Genomic DNA, 18,815 nt, shown 5'->3' with positions numbered 1-18,815 from the left:
GAACCGTTAAACGGGCGGTTCGCTCCCGGACTTGCGGTTAAGAAATCGCCGCTTGCTCATCCCGCGGGATTTCGGCGTTTTCCAGCCTTTTGGACGAAATTTTGTCCGCGTCATCGTTTGGGATTTTCTATTCATCTTGTTAGAGTTACTCATGTTCTGGGCTCCCGGACGACACGGCATTTTGCCGGGGGCCACCACGATTTGCGGAGGTTCCCATGTCACGTGTTCTTTCAACCGAGCAGGCCAAGACTTCAATCCAGCAGCTGCAGGCCATCATCAACGGCGGTTTCACCGACCAGATCAACCAGCTCGACGCCCAGGGCCGCACCCTGTCGGACCCGAACGTCTGGGACGGGCCGCTGGCCATCCAGTTCCGCAGCACCACCTGGCCGGAGACCAAAGCGGCCCTGGACAAGGCCCGCACCGAGCTGGAGCAGTTGCGCGGCCAGCTGAGCCAGATCTCGCAGAACATCTTCACCGCCGGTGGCGGCAACTAAGCAGCCAAGGGTGCATCCGGGGCCGTTCGCGGCCCCGGATTTTTTCCGGCGCGTCGCCCAGCGGTGCGCCCGCAAGGAGCAAAGCTGCCGCCGGCCGGGCCGTGCGGCTCGATAATGGAGGACACGCGTGGTCAACCTCGGAGTTTTTGACCGGGATGTGGATTTCGACTTCGGGACAGCCGAGGCGCTGATCACCGCATTCCGCAATGCAGCAAGCAAGCTCGATGGCCAGGCCGGCCCCCGCGCGGGCTTCGTGGCATCGGCCAAGGCCGACTTCGAGGGACACTTCTCCCGGCTCTTCTCCGACAACGCGCGCGTGGCCGCGGCGGACCGCCGCGAGCTGGCCGACCGGCTGCGTGAAACGGCGGACGGCGCCCGGCAGTTGAACGATCAGGCCAAGGCCGAGAACGAGCGGCGCCGGCTGGCCCGCGAATGGAAGCAGCGCAAGGACGAACGCGACGCCAACGTATTCTTGAACGCCTGGGACGCGGTCTTCGGCGAGGAGGACCCGCCGGTCGGCCCGCCCTCGGCCCCCGTCTCCGTCCAGGCCGCGGCACCGCAAACCGGCGTGCGTCAGACCCCGCCGCCGGGGTCCGGAGGCGGCGGCGGGACCGGCGTCTCCGCCGCGCGCCCGGCCGACTTGCGCAGCTTCGCCAACGGCTCGGCCGGGCTCAACTCCGAGCTTTCCGGCACCCCGCGTTCGCTGCGCTCCCACCTCGATGACTTCGCCGCCCGCTGCACCTACGGCCGGCTTTCCGCCGGGGGCGTGGTGCGCGGCTACGACCGCTGGCTGGAGGCCAACGAACAGGACGTCGCCTGGGCGCGTACCATCGCCGGCGCGTTTGCCGCCGCCGGCGGCGAGGGCCAGGTGCAGCGGCTGTCCAACGCCGCCCTGCAGGCTGCCTTGGACGCCCAGGGCATCGGCTCCAGCCGCCAGGACCTGACCATCACCCCGGCCCAGGCCTACGGTGGCCCGCCGACCACCGGCTACTCCGCCGATCCGGTGAACACCTCCACCGGCAACTTCATGGAGCCCGAGGTGGACCTAGGCTTCGCCGGCGCCGCCGCGGCCCTGTCCGCCACCCGCGCCTACAATTCCCTCGCCGACGCTCAGGGGCTGTTCGGCCCCGGCTGGTCCTCGGTGTTTGAGGTGCGCCTTGAGCTGGGCGACGAGGGGGCCGACCTGGTGCTGCCCGACGGGCGGCAGATCCACTTCCCTCGCCTGGGCGAGGGCTGGGACCGGGCCGACGGGGAGAACCTCTGGCTGTGCCGCGCCGAACGCGACGGGCACCCGGTGCTCACCGCGGCGGACAGTACCGGCACCCGCTGGATCTTCACTCCCGCCGGGACCTGGCTGGCCCACGAATCCGGGGCCGGCACCGCACTGACGGTTCGGCGCGACGAGCGACACCTGATCACGCGGCTCACCCATGAGCGCGGCCGCTGGATCGAAGCCGAGTACACCGACCCGGAGGTCGCGGCCACCCGCGTCCTTGCCCTGCGCGCCAGCGACGGACGCCGCGTGGACTTCGGCTACGACGAGGCCGGGCGGCTGTGCTCGGCCACCGGGCCCGGCGGCACGCGCCGCTACGAGTGGAACGAGGACGGGCTCATCCGCGCGGTCACCGACGCCGCCGGGGTCATCGAGGCGCGCAACACTTACGACGAGAAGCGGCGGGTCGCCACCCAGGAGTCCTGCTTCGGACGCAGCACCCGCTTTGCCTACTTGCCCGGACGACTCACCGTGGTCTCCGACGCCGACGGGACGCGCTCCAACAACTTCATCGCCGACGCCCGCGGCCGTCTAGTGGGTGTCGTGGACGGGCAGGACGCCCGACAGTCGATGAGCTACGACCGGCACGGCAACCTGGTCTCGGTCACCGAGCGCGACGGCACGCTGACCGTGCACGCCTATGACGAGCGCGGACGGCGCACCCGCACGCTGACCGGCGAGGGTGCCGAGTTCAGTTACGGCTGGGACGAGCTCGACCGGCCCACCACCGTGGTCACCGGTACCGGGGCCACCGTGGAGTACCGCTACGCGAACGACGAGGAGCGCAACCCGGCGCTGATTATCGATCCGGAGGGCGGGCGTACCGAGCTGGAATGGGCCAACGGGCTGCTGGCTCGGGTCACCGACCCCACCGGTGTCACCCTTCACTTCACCCACGACCGGTACGGCGACCTGGTGGCCGTCACCAACGCCATGGGCGACACCGCCCGGCTGCACCGCGATGAGGCCGGCCGGGTCACCGAGGCGATCAGCCCCGGTGGGGCGCGCACCTCCTACCTCTACGATGCCGCCGGCAACCTGGCCTCCCGGTTGGACGCCGACGGGGCTTTGTGGCGCTTTGAACACGCCGCCGGCGGCCGGCTGACCGCCGTGATCGACCCGCTGGGGGCGCGCACCGCCCTGGAGTACGGGACACACGGACAGCTTGAGCGCACCATTGACCCGCTGGGCCGGGCCATCAGCCGCCGCTTCGATGACCTGGGCCGGGTTGCCGCCCTGGTGCTGCCCGACGGCGCCGAATGGCACTTCGCCCACGACACCCTCTCGCGGCTGACCGCGATCACCGACCCCACCGGCAGCCGGTGGATCCGCGAATACACGGTCAACGGCGAGCTGTCGGCCCAGGTGGACCCCACCGGGGTGCGCGAGGCCTACACCGCGGACCCGGCCTCCGGGGCCCTGAACGTGGCCGACGCCTTCGAGCGCAGCACGCTGCGCAGCGACGAGTACGGCCGTCCGGTGGCCGTGGAAACCAGCGACGGCTCCAGCGAGCTGGCCAGCTACGACCGCTGCGGACGGGTGGTCGAGCTGGTCGACGGCGAGGGCGGGCTGACGCTGCTGCGCCGCGACGCGGCCGGACGGGTCACCGAGCGCATCAGCCCCACCGGGGCGGTCACCTCCTTCGACTACGACGCCGCCGGGCGCCCGGTGTCCGCCACCGACCCGGCCGGGGCGCGCACCGAGCTGCGCTACGACGCCGACTCGCGCGTGATCGCCCGCGTCTTCCCGGACGGGCAGGCCGAGCGGATCCGCTACGACGCGATGGGCCGGGTCATCTCCCGCACCCTGCCCGGGCGGGGCACCTGCCGCTACCGGTACGACAAGGCCGGGCGGCTGACCGGTGCCGAGGATCCGGTCAACGGCCTGCGCCGCTTCCGCTACGACGCCGCCGGCCAGCTGATCGAGGCGGTCAACGGGCTGGGCGGGGTCACCCGCTACGGCTACGACGAGCGCGGCCGGCTCACCTCCATCACCGACCCGCTGGGCGCGGTCACCGTGCGCGAATACGATGCGGCGGACCGCGTGGTGGCCGAAACCGACCCGCTAGGGCGGCGCACCACCGCCGGGTACGACGCCGCCGGACGGCCCACCTGGCAGCAGGACCCGGACGGGCGGCGCCTGGAGTGGAGCTATGACGCGGCCGGGAGGCTGTCCGCCACCACCAGCGCGGGCAACACCCTGGTCCAGCTGCAGCGCGACGCGGCCAACCGTTGCGTGCGGATCACCGACGCCACTCGCGGCGACGGGCGCACAGTGCAGCACGTGCTGCGCTTCAACCGGCGCGGCCAGCTGATCGAGCGCACCCGCGACGACCAGGGCCTGGCCTGGGAATACGATGCCGACGGGCGGCGGACCGCGCACACCGACGCCACCGGCCGGCGCACCCGCTGGCAGCGCGATGCCGCCGGGCGCGTGAGCGCCGTGCAGCACCCGGTGTTCGGCACCGTCAGCTACGCCTACGACGTCTGCGGCAACCTGGTCGGCGCCGTGGCCGGGGATCTGGTCCAGTACTGGGACTACCGCGACGGCGTCCTGGCCGCGCACCGGATCGCCGGCCCGGACGGGGTGGAAACCAGCACGCTGGAACGCGACGAGGACGGGCGCATCACCGCCATCCATGACGCCGACGGCACCACCGCCTACGCCTATGATGCCGCCTGCCAGCTGGTGCGGATGAGCGGGGCGGATGGCACCGTGACCGAGTGGCGCTACGACGCCGCCGGGCGTCTGGCGCGTGAAACCGTGGATGGGCAGACCCGCGACTACGAGTACGACGCGGCCGGGCAGCTACGCGTGCGCTCGACCGATGACACGGCGACCACCTACGACTACGACGGCGCGGGACGGCGCACCGCCGCACACGCGCAGGACGGGACCACCCGTTACCAGTGGTCCGCCATGGGCACGCTGCGCGAGGTCGAGCGCACCGCTGCTACGGGCACCACCCGCCACGAGCTGTGGGTCGACGCGCTGGGTGAACTGGCCGAGGTCGACGGCACCGGCCTGTGGTGGGACGCCGCAGAGTATGCACCGCGCGTCCTGTCGGTGGGTGGCCTCTCGGTCACCGCGATGCCCGGCGGGCTGGCCGCGGTGGACGGCACCCTGCTCTCGGCCGGCTGGCGCGGCGAACATCCCACGGCGGCGGCCAACCCCTGGGCTCTGGCAGGACAGTCGCTGCCCGGCCTGTCTGAGGGCCTGGGCCTGGCCGCCAACGGCGGCGTACAGGTTGCCGGGCTGGACTGGCTGGGCGCGCGCGCCTACGATCCGTCCACCCGCGGCTTCTTGTCCGTGGACCCGCTGGAGCCGGTGATCGGTGCCGGCTGGGCGGCCAACCCCTACTCCTATGCGGGCAATGACCCGCTGCACGCCATCGACCCGCTCGGCCTGCGCCCGGTCACCGAAGACGAGTTGACGGCATACCGCGAATCGAACAACGGCGCGCTGGCCGCGGCCGGCGACTGGATGAGCGAGAACTGGGAGTACGTTGTTGCCGGCGCTGCCATTGTGGTGGGTGTCGGATTGATGTTCACGGGTGTGGGCGGTCCAGCTGGACTGGCCCTGATGGCCGGTGCCGGAGCGCTCGTTTCAGGCGGAATCTCCGTGGCATCGCAAAAGCACCAGAACGGAACTGTGGATTGGGGGAAAGCGGGAGTAGATGCCGCCATTGGGGGAGTTTCCGGTGCGTTTGGTGCGGGGACCGGCGCATTAGTAGCTGCCAAATATGGTGGGGGTCTGGCCGCACGCGCAGCAGTCGGTGCTTCGAGCGGTGCTGTTGAAGGTGGTGTGTCGGGCGTTGCGGGATACGCGGTGGGAGACGGGCCGCACACCGTGCAAGGGTACGTGCAATCAGGCCTGACCGGGGCAGGGATCGGCGGAATAACAGGAGGGGTTACCGGGTACAAACCTGCATGGTTGAACCGCGACACCGCCAGCACCTTCAGGTTCGGAATTTACCGGTCCGGGTACACGCATGGCGAGACCCTCCTGTACCGCGCGGGTGACAGCACGAGCACCTCTCCGTGGGGCAGATTCTGGTCCAGTGATCGTCCAGTCAGTATTGAGCAGGTCAGAAACGACAAGGCGGTCCTTCCGGTGTGGCCCACGGGTGACGCGAGCCCCATCGACAGCGCATACCGTGCCTCGTTCACGCCGGGCACAACCACTTATTCAGGGACTGTGGCACCCCAGACGGGCAATGATGGCACTATTTATCCTGGAGGGACAAATCAGACCTATATCCCGAACCCGTGGGACCGAGGGGAGATCATTGAATCATGGCAGCTGAACTAGAACGCAAATCGTTCGGGCAAGTTGCGGAGCAGTTGCGTGAACTGTCTTCGTACGTGAAACACGAGCGCCTCACGGCAGCCGCCCAGACATTCAGGGCGTTCGCCAGTGAACTTGAGGCGGGTGTCCGTCCTGATCGGCTGCGGCAGATCACCCGGGAACTGCAAGAGGCGCTGCGAGCCGGTCCCATGAGCATCAGCGATCATCCGGTAACGAATTCAAGCGGGGAAGTGGATTCTCAAGCTACGGCAAGATTTGCGGTGCTGATCGGGGAGCTGCGCAGATTCGCCCGGCACAACGGCGGACGGACCGGTCTATTCGGCTTGCTGGGTAGCCGGAAACGGTAGGTTGTACTTCATGGAGTCCTTCGCGTTGAATTGAATGCCAATCCGCGATCACACAAGCGACATTGCTTGCTCACGGTACCCACCGATGTGTACGCAGAATCCGGCTACGTGAAAATTACGACCAGGTGGATGCCGAATAGGATTAGCGGTCCCGAAGTTCCGTGGCAGCCAAGTTGAAGCGGCTGACGGAACTGGGAGGGTGCTGAGTGACGTTCGGTCGTCAGCTTGTCGCGATGTCTGGAAGCTTCGAACACAGTGGTTGCGTGGAGATTGCAACAGTGAGCATCGAATCGCCGTTCGAGGAAGATGACTGTAATGGAAGTCGGTGGAGACAATGATTGAGAAAGCTGAGCGCAAACCGCGTTATGCCAAGGGGGCCGACGCCGTGTCCTGGGCCGTTGCCATCGCCGCTCCATTGTCGGCAGTTGCGTTGTCTCTGTCCTTCGTGGGGGTGGGTGTGCTTCCACTGCTTTTGCTGGGAGTAGCCGTAGGAGTGCTGTGTGGATCTGCGATGTACTATTTTCTGCGTCCAAATCTGGCTGGTGTGGCGCTTTCACTAGTGGTCTTCGCCAGCATTGCGCTGCTTGGCCTGACCGAGAGCCGATGGCTGGGTTTGTGGCCAACGGAATTGGTGAGTGCGGCGTCCGGGGCCATTATCGGGGCACACTTCAGGTTCCTGGCGGATCGGCGCTATTCGAGAACCGGCAATGTGTCGCGTCGTGAGGGAAGAGTTTGAAGAACGCTCGGTTCAGGGTCCGCCGAATCAATAATGGCGCCCGCAATTTTCTTCGCAGTGCGTTATATGACGCCGAGGCAATCCCGCCGGGGCGGTTATGTCAGCTTTCCGTGTAGGGCAAGTAGCTTCCCAATAACTCATAAGCGAAATCTGTAGACATCGGCGCGTGGACTCCAACCTTTACTTGTCGTCGTGACGTTATTGGTTCAACAAGCCGATCGAACCCGCTGGAAGGGCGGTGCCGGACGCCGGGACAAGTGGTAGTCGCTATTCAGGGGGTGCCCCCATGTTTAAATTCAAGCAATTTTCAGCTCTGGAACATCATAAAGTGACCCATCCCGGATCATCGCGAACAGCACCGTCAGCCGGCGGTGAGCCAGGGCGATGAGCGCCTGATTATGCCGTTTGCCTTGGCCTCGTTTCTGGTCATAGTAGTCACGGCTTGCAAGGTACTTTGAGGGAATGTGGCAACCAGAAAGTGCCCAGAAGTACGAAAAGACTGCATTTGAACTTGAGCGCGGTGTCACGCCACAACGGCTATATCGAATCTGCAAGACGGTTTTGGGCACGGTCACCGGACACCATGATGGTCTGTTGGTAATTTACGTTCAAAAATCTGACGGATCACCGGCCTCCAGAGAAATTGAAAATATAATGTTTTACTCAAAGAAGTTCAAGCTTTCGCGCGCCGAACCGTTATTGTTGCTACATTCCATTGGACTCCCCGTGGATTCCGGTGGTAGGCATTAAAAGGTCATCTGACGCACTGTATCTAATGAAATAGGCGACCGTACACCTAGGGACGAAGTGCGGAAGGACTACGCACTGGGGGTGTGGGTCGAATCTTCCGATGGGTGCATCAGGCAGATCTGGCTCCTGAAAGGGGCACCGCAAGCTGGTGAGCTGCCTGGTTCAGCGATCTAGTTGATAAGAAGACGCTGGAGTTGGTCTATCTTCTGATCGCTTCCGGAGGCACCCGATCCGCCCTTGACTCCTCGTGCGCCGGGGTCCCTTGTTCTCTCGGGTTATTGATGCGGGTTTTTCAGGGCCTCCACCGGTAGCGCCGGACCGTCAGTTGTTGTCATGCATCCCAAGACGCACATGAGAGTCTTCTCATCGGCTTCTTTTATTTCCTTCATTTGGCCTTCCTACTCTTGAAACAAGAGATGAACTTTCGGTGAAAGGTAAATAAAATGTTGTCATTCTGGATGGGTTTGGCCGCCAACGTCGTTGGCATGACCGTGCTGGTGTACTTCGTCTACTTCCGCCGGCACTTCCGCCGTGATCTGGTCCTTGCCTACATCGCGTTGAGCATGGGCATCTTCGCGGTCACCATGCTGCTGTCCGGCTCGGGCGCCGGGGTTGGCCTGGGCATGGGCCTGTTCGGCATCCTTTCGATCATCCGCTTGAGGTCTGACACCCTGACCCAGGAGGAAGTTGCCTACTACTTCATCTCGCTGGCCATCGGCCTGGTCAACGGCCTGCATCCGGACCCGGCCTGGTTCTCCCCGGCGGTGACCGCGGCCCTGGTCGTGGTGATGTTCTTCGCCGACCATCCCGGCTTCGCCCCGCGCACCCAACGCCAGACAGTGACCCTGGAAAAGGCCTACCCGCGCTCGGAAGATCTGGCCCGGGCCCTGGAGGAGCTGCTGGGCGCCAAGGTCCTGCGTACCGTGGTCATCGAGCTGGACATGGTCCGCGACCTGACCATTGTGGACGTGCGTTTCCGGGTCGGCCCGAGCCGCGGCGAGCGGGAATCCGGCGGTTCGTACCAGCTGGCCAACGCGCCCCGGCAGAATGCGCCGGTCGCCCAGGAGACGTGGTCCTGATGCAGCCGCTCGCAGGCCGCGCCAAAGCCGCGCTGGAAGAAGCAGTGGTGTGCCGTGCACCTATCGGCCTGGACGAGGTGATCGACCAGGCGGCCCTGCAGACCCGCGTGGACCGCAAGTTCCTGCTCACCGCCCAAGAGTTCACGGCCCTGGCGCAGCGGCTGCGGGAGGACTTCAAGATCATGGAGATCGACGGTCTGCGGACCTTCCGCTACGAATCGGTCTACTTCGACACCGAGGATTTCGCCCAGTACCGCGCGCACCGCCAGGGGCGCCGGCGCCGCTACAAGGTGCGCAGCCGCACCTATGCGGACACCGGGCTGTCGATGTTCGAGATCAAGACCAAGGGCCTGCGCGGCGCCACCGTGAAACACCGCATCGAACAGGAACTGGACGACGCGGGGCGGCTGACCGACAGCTCGCTGGAGTTCCTGGACCAGGTGGTGTCCAGGGAATACGGCGAAGAGGTGCCCGATTTGATGCCGGTGCTGGACAGCTCCTACATCCGCAGCACCTTCGTGAACCCGCTGGACGGGGAACGGGTCACCTGCGACGTGGAGCTGGAGTACGCCAACGGCCGGCAGCAGGTGCAGGGGCCGGACTTGGTGGTGGTGGAAACCAAGTCAGCGGACGGGCGCGGAGTCAGCGACCAGGCGCTGGCGGCACTGGGAATCCGCCCGGTGAGCATGAGCAAGTACTGCATCGGCATTGCGCTGCTCAATCCGCAGCTTCCTGCCAACAAGTGGAGCCGGCTGCTGGAGCAGCGTTTCGGGTCGTCCCGGCATGCCAGCGGTCCGCGACCCGCTTCGAAGCTCCGGGGCACCGGGCCCTGGCAGGCCGCCGCTAGCTAGCGCGGCCGGCGCCTCCGGCCCCCTCCACGGAAGGCGCTCCTCAATGCCTTGGCCGCCAGCCCCGCAAGGGGACAGGCGGCCAAGGCATTGGTTTTGCGGGATCCTAGGATTCGCGGGCCAGCCTGTAGCCGACGCCGCGCACCGTCTCGAAACGCTCACCGCCCAGCTTGTTGCGCAGGTAGCGCACGTACACGTCCACCACGTTGGAGCCGGGGTCGAAGTCGTAGCCCCAGACCCTGGAGAGCAGCTGCTCGCGGCTGAGCACCAGCCCCGGGTTGCGCAGGAAGGCCTCGGCCAGTGAGAATTCCCGGGCTGACAGGTCCACCTCGACACCGTCGACAGTGACCAGACGGCGCAGCAGATCCATTTCCATGTTTCCGTGCGAAAGGACCGAGACGTCGGAGGACGAGTCTTCGGTGCGCAGCCGCAGCCGCACCCGGGCCAGCAGCTCGTCGAAGTGGAAGGGCTTGGCCATGTAGTCGTCCGCGCCGTTCTGCAACCCGGCCACGGTGTCGTCCACGCTGTTTCGGGCGGTCAGGATGATCACCGGGACGTCGATGTGCGATTCGCGCATCCGACGCAGCAGGCTGAAGCCGTCCTCGTCCGGCAGCCCCAGGTCCAAGATGATCAGCTCGAAATTCCCGGACCGGGCCTGGGCGTAGCCCTCGCGCGCGGTGGCGCAGACGGTGGGGATGAAGCCGGCGGCCTTCAAGCCCTTGGCAATGAAGGAGCTGATTCGCGGTTCGTCTTCGATGATCAGGATGAGGCTCATACGCTGTGGGCTCCTTCGGCCAAGGGGATGTCGATGTAGAACGTCGAACCGCTGCCGGGCACGGAATCCACCCAGACCGATCCGCCGTGGGAATCGGCGATGGCCGATACGATATTCAGGCCCAGCCCGGAGCCCTTGGCCCGGTCGCTGTTCTGGCCGCGGCCGAAGCGCTCGAAGATCCGTTCAAGGTCTTCGGGGGCGATGCCCACGCCGGCATCGTGCACCCAGAGGCGCAGCACCGGCGCCTTGTCCTGCTCTTCGAGCATGGCCGAGCCTAAATCGATGCGCGAACCCTCGTCGGAGAATTTCACGGCGTTGGCGGCCAGTTGCAACATGGCCTGGGTAATGCGGGCCGGGTCCAGGGTGACGTTGGCTTCCTCGCGGTGGCCGATGCGCCAGTCGCGGTTTCCCAGCGCGCGGACCTTGTCCAGGATTTCGTCCAGCAGGGTGCCGATGTCGGTCGGCTTGGCGGACAGGAAATCCGCGCGATTGGCCCCAGCCAGGGTCATCAGGTCGTTGATCAGCAGCGACATGCGCTTCAGTTCGTCCAGTGCGATGTCCTTGGTCTGGGCGACGTCCTCGGAATCCTGGACATCCATGAGCTCCAGGTGGCCGCGGATGATAGTCACCGGGGTGCGCAGCTCGTGGCCCACGTCGTCCAGCAGCTGGCGCTGGGAATTCAGTGCGTCCTGAAGCCGGTCAAGCATGTCGTTGACGGTGACCGTCAACTCCGCGAACTCGTCGTCCCCGGTGACCTCGATGCGCGAGGACTGGTCGGATTCGGAGATCTGGCGGGCGGTGTCGCGCAGCCGGCGGATGGGTTCGAGCATGCGCCCGACAATCAGGTAGGCCGCGCCTCCGGCAAGCAGCATTACCACCAGGCCCACGCCGAAGAACACCATGAACTGCTTGTTGATGCGGCTGACTTCGGCAGTGTAGTCGTAGGCCAGCACGAAGCGTGCTGGCTTGGGGTCGGAGGAGAGCTGGATCGGAACCACGATGGCGCGGTATTCGCTCAGTTCAGTCTCGAAATTCTCGATGCGCACATGCTGGTCCGCGGCGCTGGTCTTGGCCCATTCCAGGAACTGCGGGTCTTCCTCCAGCCGCATTTCCACGGTGGCGGGGGCAGTCCACTGCAGCTGGTCAGCGCTCAAACCCACCATGCCCTGGTAGCGGGCGGGCAGCGTGCGCTGCATGGCGGTGTAGAGCAGGTCCTCGGCGTGCTTGAAGCCGTTGCCGGTCTGCGGATCGATGCCGGTTTCCGCCAGCACCCGGAATTCCTCCACAGTGCGGGTCAGCGAATCATCCAAGCGCGCGTTGAGCTCCTGGCGTTCGTAGACGTAGATCGCGGCACCGGAGACCGCCAGGGCGAAGCCAACCAGAAGGATCATCGAGGCGAGCACGCGGGCTCGGATGGAGACCCGGCGACGCGGCGGTCTGCTAGTCGTCGTCATCATCGTCGTCATCGTAGGCGTCGTCGTCGTCCCAAGCGTCGTCGTCATCCACTGGGGCCTTCGGCGGAAGCGGTTTGACCGGACCTTGGGTGGGCTTGGGAGAGCTGGTTTTCGAAGGCCTCGGCTTGCTGGAGGCCGAGGGGCTCGCCGAGGCCGACGGGCTGGCCGGTTCCTTGGGGTCTTTGCTCGGGGAAGGCATGGCCGACGGGTCGGCAGGTTCCCCGGTACGCTCGGCGAAGCCGGCGTCCTCGCTGGGCACCTCGGATTGGTGGACGACGATGCCTGGGCCCAGATCCCTCTGGGAAGGTCCGGAGACCAACTGAGCCAGAGCCGCGATTCCCGCTCCGATGACGGCGAGAGCCGCGACCAGGCCAATCGCCCGAAGCGCTATGCGTTTTCCCATGTCCTCATTCTCGTCGTGCCAGATGAGACGAACATGAGAAAACGGCTCATCGTGTGGTGTGCTCCCCAATCGCAGCAAGGCTCATGATACGGCCATGTGAAATGAAAATCATCAGGTCATCGAGGGTTCGCAGAATTCTTCGAATGATGTGGTGCGACGGCGCAGCCCGCAGCGCAGACACCTGGAGTTCAGCGGATGTTCACCTGACGTCCACCGGCACCCCGGCTAGCGCAGGTGCTCGAAGATGATATTCGTCTGCGTGGAGGAGAACGCACGGTTAGATCCCAGATGGCTCGCGACGAAAGTGCGCAACTCGTCAATGGACCGGGTGGCGACCCTGATGAGCAGGTCCGGGGTGCCGCCGAGCACGAAAACGTCGCGGACCGGAGGCAGCGCCGCCAGGGCCTTGGCCGCGGGAAGCATCCGGTCCCTGGCCTGCGGGGCGACGATCACGGAGATCATCGCGTTGACCGTGACACCCAGCAGCTTCTCGTTGATCTTCGCCTCGTAGCCCTCGATCACCCCGCGGGTGCGCAGCATCTTGACGCGTCCCAGGCAGGTCGAAGGAGCCAAGCCCACCCGCTGCGCCAAGACGTTGTTCGCCAGGCGGGCATCCCGGCTGAGTTCGACGAGGATCGCCAAGTCAACCTCGTCGATGTGAACGGAATTCGCCGAGTCGGCCCCCGAAACTGCCCATACTGAATCCGGCACGGATCAGCCTCCCTATTATTTGCAAAAATTCGGAACCCAAGAAATTTTCCTGCTTCTGATTCTACGATGGAGGGACATTCATGGCATCCAGGAAGGGAAGCACAGCGTGCAGACGGTACACACCCGCGAGGAATTGGCACAGCTCGACGCGCAGGATCCGCTGCGCCGGTTCAAGGGCCGCTTCGCGCTGCCCGAATCGGTGATCTACCTCGACGGCAACTCGCTCGGTGCGCTGCCCCATGGCGCGGCCGAACGCGCGGCGCAGGTCGTCACCGCAGAATGGGGCCAAGGCCTGATCCGCTCCTGGAACGAAGCCGGCTGGTTCGAGCTTCCGCTGGTGCTCGGCGACAAGCTGGGCCTGCTGCTGGGAGCGCATCCCCGCGAAACCGCCATCACTGATACCACCAGCCTGAACTTGTTCAAGGCGCTGGCTTCCGCGCTGCGCATCCAGAAGTCCGATGCGCCGCAGCGCCGGGTCATCATCACCGAACGGGACAACTTCCCGACCGACATCTACATCGCCGAGGGACTGGCCGACCTGGTCAACTCGCTGTCGCAGGAAACGGGCGTGCCCTACGAGGTCAAGCTCATCGACGACGAGGCTTCGCTGCGCGCGGCCCTGGGCGATGACACCGCCGTGCTGGCGCTGTCCCACGTCAACTACCGGACCGGTTCGATGTGGGACATGAATCAGATCACCGCCGCCGCCCACGACGCCGGTGCGCTGGTTATCTGGGACCTGGCCCATGCCGCCGGTGCGGTCCCGGTAGACCTGAACGGCGCGGACGCGGACTACGCGGTGGGCTGCACCTACAAGTACCTCAATGGCGGGCCCGGATCCCCGGCCTTCATCTGGGTCAACGCCCGCCACCACGACCGCTTCTGGCAGCCGCTGTCCGGCTGGTGGTCGCACAACGCCCCGTTCGAGATGGCCGAGCACTACACCCCGGCCAACGACGTGCGCCGCTTCATGTGCGGCACCCAGCCGGTGACCTCCCTGGCCATGATCGAGGTCGGGCTGGATATCGCCCTGGAAGCGGACATGGACGCGGTGCGCGCCGCCTCGCTGGAACTCACCGACCTGTTCATCGAGCTGGTCGAGACCCGCTGCGCCGACCACGGCCTGGAACTGGTCACCCCGCGCGAGCACGCCCAGCGCGGCAGCCACGTCAGCTTCCGCCACGAGCACGGCTACGAGATCATGGCGGCGCTGATCGCCCGCGGCGTCATCGGCGACTACCGCGAGCCGGAGGTCCTGCGTTTCGGCATCACCCCGCTGTACCTCTCGCGCACCGACATCTGGGATGCGGTGGAAATCCTGCGTGAGATTCTGCACACCGGCGACTGGCAGCGCGAAGAGTTCACGGTCCGAAATGCCGTGACCTAGGCGGTATCCGCCAGACCCCGGATCTTCGGCGAAGATCCGGGGTGAAAGCTCCCGAGTACGCTTAGACGCGGCGCGCAAATGAAGATCCGCGTGCCGCACACGTACACAGCAGGGAGCATCGTTGGCGCAGCAGCCGGTTGGAACCAAGGGGCCCGGCCCCGGCCTGAAGAAATCGCTGACCCCTGCCCAGATGGCGATGATCGCCCTGGGCAGCGCCATCGGCACCGGACTGTTCGCCGGCAGCAAGCTCGCCATCGCGATGGCAGGCCCCTCGGTCATCTTCAGCTACGTGCTGGGGGGAGTGATCGCGCTGCTGGTCATGGGAGCGCTCGCCGAAATGACCGTGAAGCAGCCGGTGGCCGGCTCCTTCGGCGTGTACGCCGAACGCTACCTCGGCCGCTACGCCGGCTACCTGACCAAATACATGTACTGGTCAGCGCTGATCTTTGCGGTCGGCACGGAGGTCAGCGCCATCGGCGAATACATGCAGTTCTGGTTCCCCGAGGTGCCCGGGGTGCTGTGGGTGCTGCTGTTCTCCGCCGCCCTTCTCGCGGTGAACTTCTCCAGCGTGAAGGTCTTCGGCACCACCGAATACTGGTTCTCCGCCATCAAGGTCTTCGCGGTCATCGCCTTCATCGTCATCGCCGCCTGGCTGGTGTTCCACGACCCGGCCGACGGCTTCGGGTTCGCGAACTACAGCGTTGGTTCGGGCTTCTTCGCCAACGGCCTGTCGGGCACCTGGAGCGCGGTGATCGTGGCGATCTTCTCCTACATGGGCATCGAGGCGATTTCCATCGCGGCCGCCGAGGCCCGCAACCCGCAGCTCGCGGTGCGCAAGGCTTTCAAGGTCTCCTTCCTGCGCCTGCTGCTGTTCTACGTGCTGACCATGGCGCTGATCCTTGCCATTGCGCCGACCAGCGAGCTGATCTCCGGCGGTTCGCCGTTTGTCACCGTCATGGATCAGGTGGGCATCCCCTTTGCCAGCTCGGTGCTGAACTTCGTGCTGATCATCGCGGCCCTGTCGGCGATGAACGCCCAGCTCTACGCGGCGACCCGCATGCTGCACTCGCTGGCAGATGCAGGCCATGCCCCGAAGCTGGCGCACCGCACCAGCCGCAACGGCTCCCCGGTGCATGCAGTGTGGATGTCAGGCGGAGGCATCGCCGTGGCGGCGATCGCCGTTGCGGTGCTCCCCGAGGGAGGCTTCGGCCTGATGATGTCGCTGGCCACCTTCGGCGCGCTGGCCACCTGGTTCATGATCCTGTTGACCCACGTCAGCTTCCGCCGTCAGGCCGCCCGCGAGCGCAGCCCGCTGGAATTCAAGCTGCCGGGCTACCCCGCGGCTTCCATCCTCGGGGCGGCGCTGCTGGGCGGGCTGCTGCTGACCACGTTGTTCGTCGAGGAATTCAAGTTCACGCTGGTCTTCGGCCTGCCGTTTGTGGTCGTGATGTCGCTGCTGTACTGGCTGGTTTTCGCCCGCCGGCAGCCCGTGGCGCGCAGCTGACTACGCGCGCAGTCGGAAGAACGAGCTGCCCGCCACCAGATGCGATCCGGGGATCAGGGCGATCTTCAAATCGGGATTGAACTGGCCCACGATCTGGGTTCCCGGATCTACGGCGGCGCCCAGCGCCGTCGGATCGAGCGGTTCCAGGATCCATTCGCGCGGGCCCGCGCCGATATGCAGCAGCCCGGTGCCGCCGTCCAACTGCAGCCAGGCGCTGATCCAGTCATTGGCGAAGCGGGGCAGGGGGTTGGCTGTCAGCGGCTTCGCGGCCAGGCCGAGATGGGTTTGCTTGCTCATGGGTCCACGCCTTTGCAGGTTGTTGTCCTTGCCCGAAGCGCCGGATGCGCCGCGAGCCGCTTCGTCATCCGAGCCACCCGCCGTACAACTGTGTGGGGTTGGCGCCTGATCGGTCGGAGCCTTGCCGGAACCCGTGGGGTTCCCAGCGATCAGATCTCGTGAAGCTGGCTCCATGCTATAAAACCGTTTCGGTGCGGGGGAAGCGGCGGCGGCGATCCGCACGCCGCTCGGTCACAATTGGTCGCGGAACGACATGCAGTGTCATGGAGGAATGGGCCCCGGGCGCTAAAATCGTAGGTGGTCTGCCGTTGGCAGGCCGATGGATTCGACAAGGGGCGACTGTGGCCAAGCTGTATTTCCGATACGGGGCAATGAACTCGGGCAAATCGACGAGCTTGCTGCAGGCCGCCTTCAACTACGAAGAGCGCGGGCAGCGGATCCTGCTGGCCAAGCCCGGGGTGGACACCAAGGGGGAGAGCTCGATCGTTTCCCGGCTCGGGCTGAGCCGTGCGGTGGACCTGATTGTGTCGCCCTTGGACAACGTCCGCGAGCAGTTCGCGGCACTGGCTTCGGGCGACGACCCGGACGCGCTCGTCCCGCACATCGACGCTCCGCCCGTGGCCTGCCTGCTGGTGGACGAAGCCCAGTTCCTGAGCCGGCAGCAGGTCGACGACCTGTTGCGTATTGCAGTGCTCGATGACGTTCCGGTGCTGGCCTACGGCATCCGCACGGACTTCCGCACCCATGCGTTCCCCGGCTCGGCCCGGCTCATGGAGCTGGCGCACTCGCTTGAAGAGTTGAAAACGATTTGCCGCTGCGGGCGCAAGGCCATGTTCAACACCCGGCGCATCGGCCAGAACGTGGTGTTCGACGGGGACCAGGTGGCCATCGACGGCGAGGACGTTTGGTACGAATCGCTGTGCGCGGCCTGCTATTTGGAGCTTTCCGGGGGAACGCTCGGTTAATCCTGCGCGGGGGCTGGCGCCGGGGAAAGCAGCCCGGCGACGGCCCGCTGCAGGCCCCAGTCGTAGCCGTCGCTTTCCTCCGAGTCCACGTCCAGCTGGATGAGGTTCTGGCGGTAGGCGACCGAGCCCAGCACGTGGTTGAGCAAAAGCTGCTGGCCGAAGCGCGCCTGCTCGGCAGTCAGCCCGGCCCGTTGCAAGAGGGCACGCAGGAGCAGCACCGGCTGAAGGTCCTTCACCTGCATGGCGCTGGCAACCTCGATGACCTCGGGGCTGTCCTGGATGGGAAGCAGCGCCAGATAGAGCTTGCGCATCAATTGCAGCACCGCCTCGCCCGGCGAAGCGAAGTCCTCGGCCCGCACCGCGAGCGCCGGGGTGTTCAGCAGCTTCGCCGCGACCTGGGCCAGCAGCTCCTGCTTGTTCTTCACGTGCCAGTACAGGGCGCCGACCTGGACATCCAGTTCCTTGGCCAGTCGACGCATCGACAAATCAGCCAATCCGAACTGTTGCAGGATGTCGACCGCGGTATCCACGACCGTTAACTGAGTCAATGCCATGCCTCAAGTCTAGACGTACGCCCTGTCCCACGGACCGGCGGCTATGCGCCGGCGAACTGGTGCTGCAGGATTTCAGCCTCCCCTGCGGCCGGTTGCGCGTGCTGGTGCGCCAGCCGCCGGATTAACGGACCCAGCTGGGCAGCAGCAGTCTGCGAGTGCTCCGGGTGCCACTGCACCGCTGTGGCCTTGGCGGAGTCGTGGACCACTGCCTCGATCACGCCGTCGCTGGACATGGCCGCGATCTGCAGCCCCGCGCCGAGGGCGTGGATGGCTTGATGGTGCGAGCATAGGTGGAGGTCCCCGGACGACAAGTCTTCGGCCAGCGCTTCGGCGACAAAGCCCACACGGGTCTGCGCAAACGGATCCGTCCCTTCGCACCGGTGGTCCTGCACGTTGTGCAGGTGCTGCACCAGGGTTCCTCCCAAGGCGACGTTGAGCAGCTGCATGCCCCGGCAGATGCCCAGCAGGGGAGTGCCGGTGGCCATTGCGTAGCGGATGGCGGCGATCTGAATGCGGTCGGCCTGCGGCTCGTGGGTTCCGGATCCCGGGTAGTCTTCAGGGCCGTTGTAGAATTCCGGGTCCACATCTTCGCCGCCCATGATGATGACGGCATCCGAACAGTCCACGAGCTGCTGCACCTGTTCCAAGGACAGCTGCCAGGTCGCGACAAGTTCCGGTTCATGCCCCTCCGCGAGGATCTGTGTGGCGGCGCTGGCATTGAGCTCGTCCAGCTCCAGCTGGAATCCGGGGTCGTGCTCGCGAGTGTCGCGGATATGCAGGACGGCAATTTTCATCGGTTCCATGTCGGGCTCCATTTGGCTTTGGCCGCTCCCGGCAGATGCGTCGGAGCGGTAAATTCGCGGGTGCCCTGCCAGTGTAAAACCGCGTGATTTCGTGATTAGGTCAGGATTGTTTCATCGGGATTTC

At 65.7% G+C, this 18,815-nt stretch carries 16 protein-coding genes and 1 pseudogene; 9 read left to right on the top strand and 8 right to left on the bottom strand.

All coding sequences use genetic code 11. The annotated features are described in order from the left end of the window. Positions 1 to 215 precede the first annotated feature (215 nt). The 4 genes from ATC04_RS17000 (at position 216) to ATC04_RS16985 (ending at position 7,161) form a co-directional block, all read left to right on the top strand. Entirely contained in the window at positions 216 to 497 is a 282-nt protein-coding gene (locus ATC04_RS17000) for a hypothetical protein (protein WP_047118162.1), read from the top strand. 127 nt (positions 498 to 624) lie between these two features. After that, on the top strand, positions 625 to 6,081 hold the full coding sequence (locus tag ATC04_RS16995; protein ID WP_047118161.1) for a DUF6531 domain-containing protein: 5,457 nt from the start codon (positions 625 to 627) through the stop codon (positions 6,079 to 6,081). Continuing rightward, complete coding sequence (locus ATC04_RS19535) at positions 6,066 to 6,425, top strand: hypothetical protein (protein ID WP_147407300.1); 360 nt, start codon at positions 6,066 to 6,068, stop codon at positions 6,423 to 6,425. Before ATC04_RS16995 ends, ATC04_RS19535 begins: the two co-directional genes overlap by 16 nt. Positions 6,426 to 6,759: 334 nt before the next feature. Next, positions 6,760 to 7,161, top strand: a complete 402-nt coding sequence (locus ATC04_RS16985; protein WP_047118159.1) for a hypothetical protein — start codon at positions 6,760 to 6,762, stop codon at positions 7,159 to 7,161. Positions 7,162 to 7,457: 296 nt separating this feature from the next. Here ATC04_RS16985 and ATC04_RS19530 read toward each other — a convergent pair. Continuing rightward, positions 7,458 to 7,604: pseudogene (locus ATC04_RS19530) on the bottom strand (IS110 family transposase); the annotation flags it as partial. A gap of 750 nt (positions 7,605 to 8,354) precedes the next feature. Here ATC04_RS19530 and ATC04_RS16980 point away from each other — a divergent pair. Further along, the gene (locus ATC04_RS16980) at positions 8,355 to 8,990 is read left to right on the top strand and encodes a DUF4956 domain-containing protein (RefSeq protein ID WP_047118158.1); all 636 of its coding nucleotides are present in this window, start codon (positions 8,355 to 8,357) and stop codon (positions 8,988 to 8,990) included. Then, entirely contained in the window at positions 8,990 to 9,841 is an 852-nt protein-coding gene (locus ATC04_RS16975) for a polyphosphate polymerase domain-containing protein (RefSeq protein ID WP_047118243.1), read from the top strand. Before ATC04_RS16980 ends, ATC04_RS16975 begins: the two co-directional genes overlap by 1 nt. 103 nt (positions 9,842 to 9,944) lie before the next feature. Here ATC04_RS16975 and ATC04_RS16970 read toward each other — a convergent pair whose 3' ends face one another. From ATC04_RS16970 to ATC04_RS16955, 4 genes are all read right to left on the bottom strand, one after another. Then, positions 9,945 to 10,613, bottom strand: a complete 669-nt coding sequence (locus ATC04_RS16970) for a response regulator transcription factor (RefSeq protein ID WP_047118157.1) — start codon at positions 10,611 to 10,613, stop codon at positions 9,945 to 9,947. After that, positions 10,610 to 12,070 carry a HAMP domain-containing sensor histidine kinase gene (locus ATC04_RS16965; RefSeq protein WP_231736031.1) on the bottom strand — a complete coding sequence of 487 codons (1,461 nt, stop codon included), beginning with the start codon at positions 12,068 to 12,070 and terminating at the stop codon, positions 10,610 to 10,612. Before ATC04_RS16965 ends, ATC04_RS16970 begins: the two co-directional genes overlap by 4 nt. Then, positions 12,054 to 12,470 (bottom strand): hypothetical protein, encoded by a 417-nt coding sequence (locus ATC04_RS19525; RefSeq protein ID WP_047118155.1) that lies wholly within the window; start codon positions 12,468 to 12,470, stop codon positions 12,054 to 12,056. The genes ATC04_RS16965 and ATC04_RS19525 overlap by 17 nt, the downstream gene beginning before the upstream one ends. A gap of 225 nt (positions 12,471 to 12,695) precedes the next feature. Beyond that, on the bottom strand, positions 12,696 to 13,181 hold the full coding sequence (locus tag ATC04_RS16955) for an Lrp/AsnC family transcriptional regulator (protein WP_047118154.1): 486 nt from the start codon (positions 13,179 to 13,181) through the stop codon (positions 12,696 to 12,698). 106 nt (positions 13,182 to 13,287) lie between these two features. Here ATC04_RS16955 and kynU point away from each other — a divergent pair, with 106 nt between their 5' ends. Both kynU and ATC04_RS16945 read left to right on the top strand, forming a co-directional pair. Next, positions 13,288 to 14,568 (top strand): kynureninase, encoded by a 1,281-nt coding sequence (kynU, locus tag ATC04_RS16950; RefSeq protein WP_047118153.1) that lies wholly within the window; start codon positions 13,288 to 13,290, stop codon positions 14,566 to 14,568. 121 nt (positions 14,569 to 14,689) lie between these two features. Beyond that, positions 14,690 to 16,072: an amino acid permease gene (locus ATC04_RS16945; protein ID WP_047118152.1), complete on the top strand. Its 1,383-nt coding sequence runs from the start codon at positions 14,690 to 14,692 to the stop codon at positions 16,070 to 16,072. Here ATC04_RS16945 and ATC04_RS16940 read toward each other — a convergent pair whose 3' ends face one another. Continuing rightward, positions 16,073 to 16,369, bottom strand: a complete 297-nt coding sequence (locus ATC04_RS16940; RefSeq protein WP_047118151.1) for a hypothetical protein — start codon at positions 16,367 to 16,369, stop codon at positions 16,073 to 16,075. It lies immediately after the preceding gene. A 341-nt stretch (positions 16,370 to 16,710) separates the two neighbouring features. Here ATC04_RS16940 and ATC04_RS16935 point away from each other — a divergent pair, with 341 nt between their 5' ends. Continuing rightward, entirely contained in the window at positions 16,711 to 17,334 is a 624-nt protein-coding gene (locus ATC04_RS16935) for a thymidine kinase (protein ID WP_047118150.1), read from the top strand. Here ATC04_RS16935 and ATC04_RS16930 read toward each other — a convergent pair. Continuing rightward, on the bottom strand, positions 17,331 to 17,888 hold the full coding sequence (locus ATC04_RS16930; protein ID WP_047118149.1) for a TetR family transcriptional regulator: 558 nt from the start codon (positions 17,886 to 17,888) through the stop codon (positions 17,331 to 17,333). The genes ATC04_RS16935 and ATC04_RS16930 overlap by 4 nt on opposite strands. A 41-nt stretch (positions 17,889 to 17,929) precedes the next feature. Next, a complete protein-coding gene (locus ATC04_RS16925; protein WP_052772216.1) occupies positions 17,930 to 18,691 on the bottom strand; it encodes a gamma-glutamyl-gamma-aminobutyrate hydrolase family protein in 762 nt (253 codons plus the stop codon). Positions 18,692 to 18,815 lie beyond the last annotated feature (124 nt).

Source organism: Arthrobacter sp. YC-RL1, from assembly GCF_001454985.1.
Taxonomy (GTDB): Bacteria; Actinomycetota; Actinomycetes; order Actinomycetales; family Micrococcaceae; genus Glutamicibacter; species Glutamicibacter soli.
The sequence above is the reverse complement of the archived record's forward strand: the minus strand, read 5'-3'. Positions and strand labels throughout refer to the sequence as shown.

What these genes read in the sequence shown, in the direction of transcription:
- ATC04_RS17000 (WP_047118162.1), top strand. Translation starts at nt 216, where the DNA reads ATGTCACGTGTTCTTTCAACCGAGCAGGCCAAGACTTCAATCCAGCAG.
- ATC04_RS19535 (WP_147407300.1), top strand. Translation starts at nt 6,066, where the DNA reads ATGGCAGCTGAACTAGAACGCAAATCGTTCGGGCAAGTTGCGGAGCAG.
- ATC04_RS16985 (WP_047118159.1), top strand. Translation starts at nt 6,760, where the DNA reads ATGATTGAGAAAGCTGAGCGCAAACCGCGTTATGCCAAGGGGGCCGAC.
- ATC04_RS16980 (WP_047118158.1), top strand. Translation starts at nt 8,355, where the DNA reads ATGTTGTCATTCTGGATGGGTTTGGCCGCCAACGTCGTTGGCATGACC.
- ATC04_RS16975 (WP_047118243.1), top strand. Translation starts at nt 8,990, where the DNA reads ATGCAGCCGCTCGCAGGCCGCGCCAAAGCCGCGCTGGAAGAAGCAGTG.
- ATC04_RS16970 (WP_047118157.1), bottom strand. Translation starts at nt 10,613, where the DNA reads ATGAGCCTCATCCTGATCATCGAAGACGAACCGCGAATCAGCTCCTTC.
- ATC04_RS16965 (WP_231736031.1), bottom strand. Translation starts at nt 12,070, where the DNA reads ATGATGACGACGACTAGCAGACCGCCGCGTCGCCGGGTCTCCATCCGA.
- ATC04_RS19525 (WP_047118155.1), bottom strand. Translation starts at nt 12,470, where the DNA reads ATGGGAAAACGCATAGCGCTTCGGGCGATTGGCCTGGTCGCGGCTCTC.
- ATC04_RS16940 (WP_047118151.1), bottom strand. Translation starts at nt 16,369, where the DNA reads ATGAGCAAGCAAACCCATCTCGGCCTGGCCGCGAAGCCGCTGACAGCC.
- ATC04_RS16930 (WP_047118149.1), bottom strand. Translation starts at nt 17,888, where the DNA reads ATGGCATTGACTCAGTTAACGGTCGTGGATACCGCGGTCGACATCCTG.
- ATC04_RS16925 (WP_052772216.1), bottom strand. Translation starts at nt 18,691, where the DNA reads ATGGAACCGATGAAAATTGCCGTCCTGCATATCCGCGACACTCGCGAG.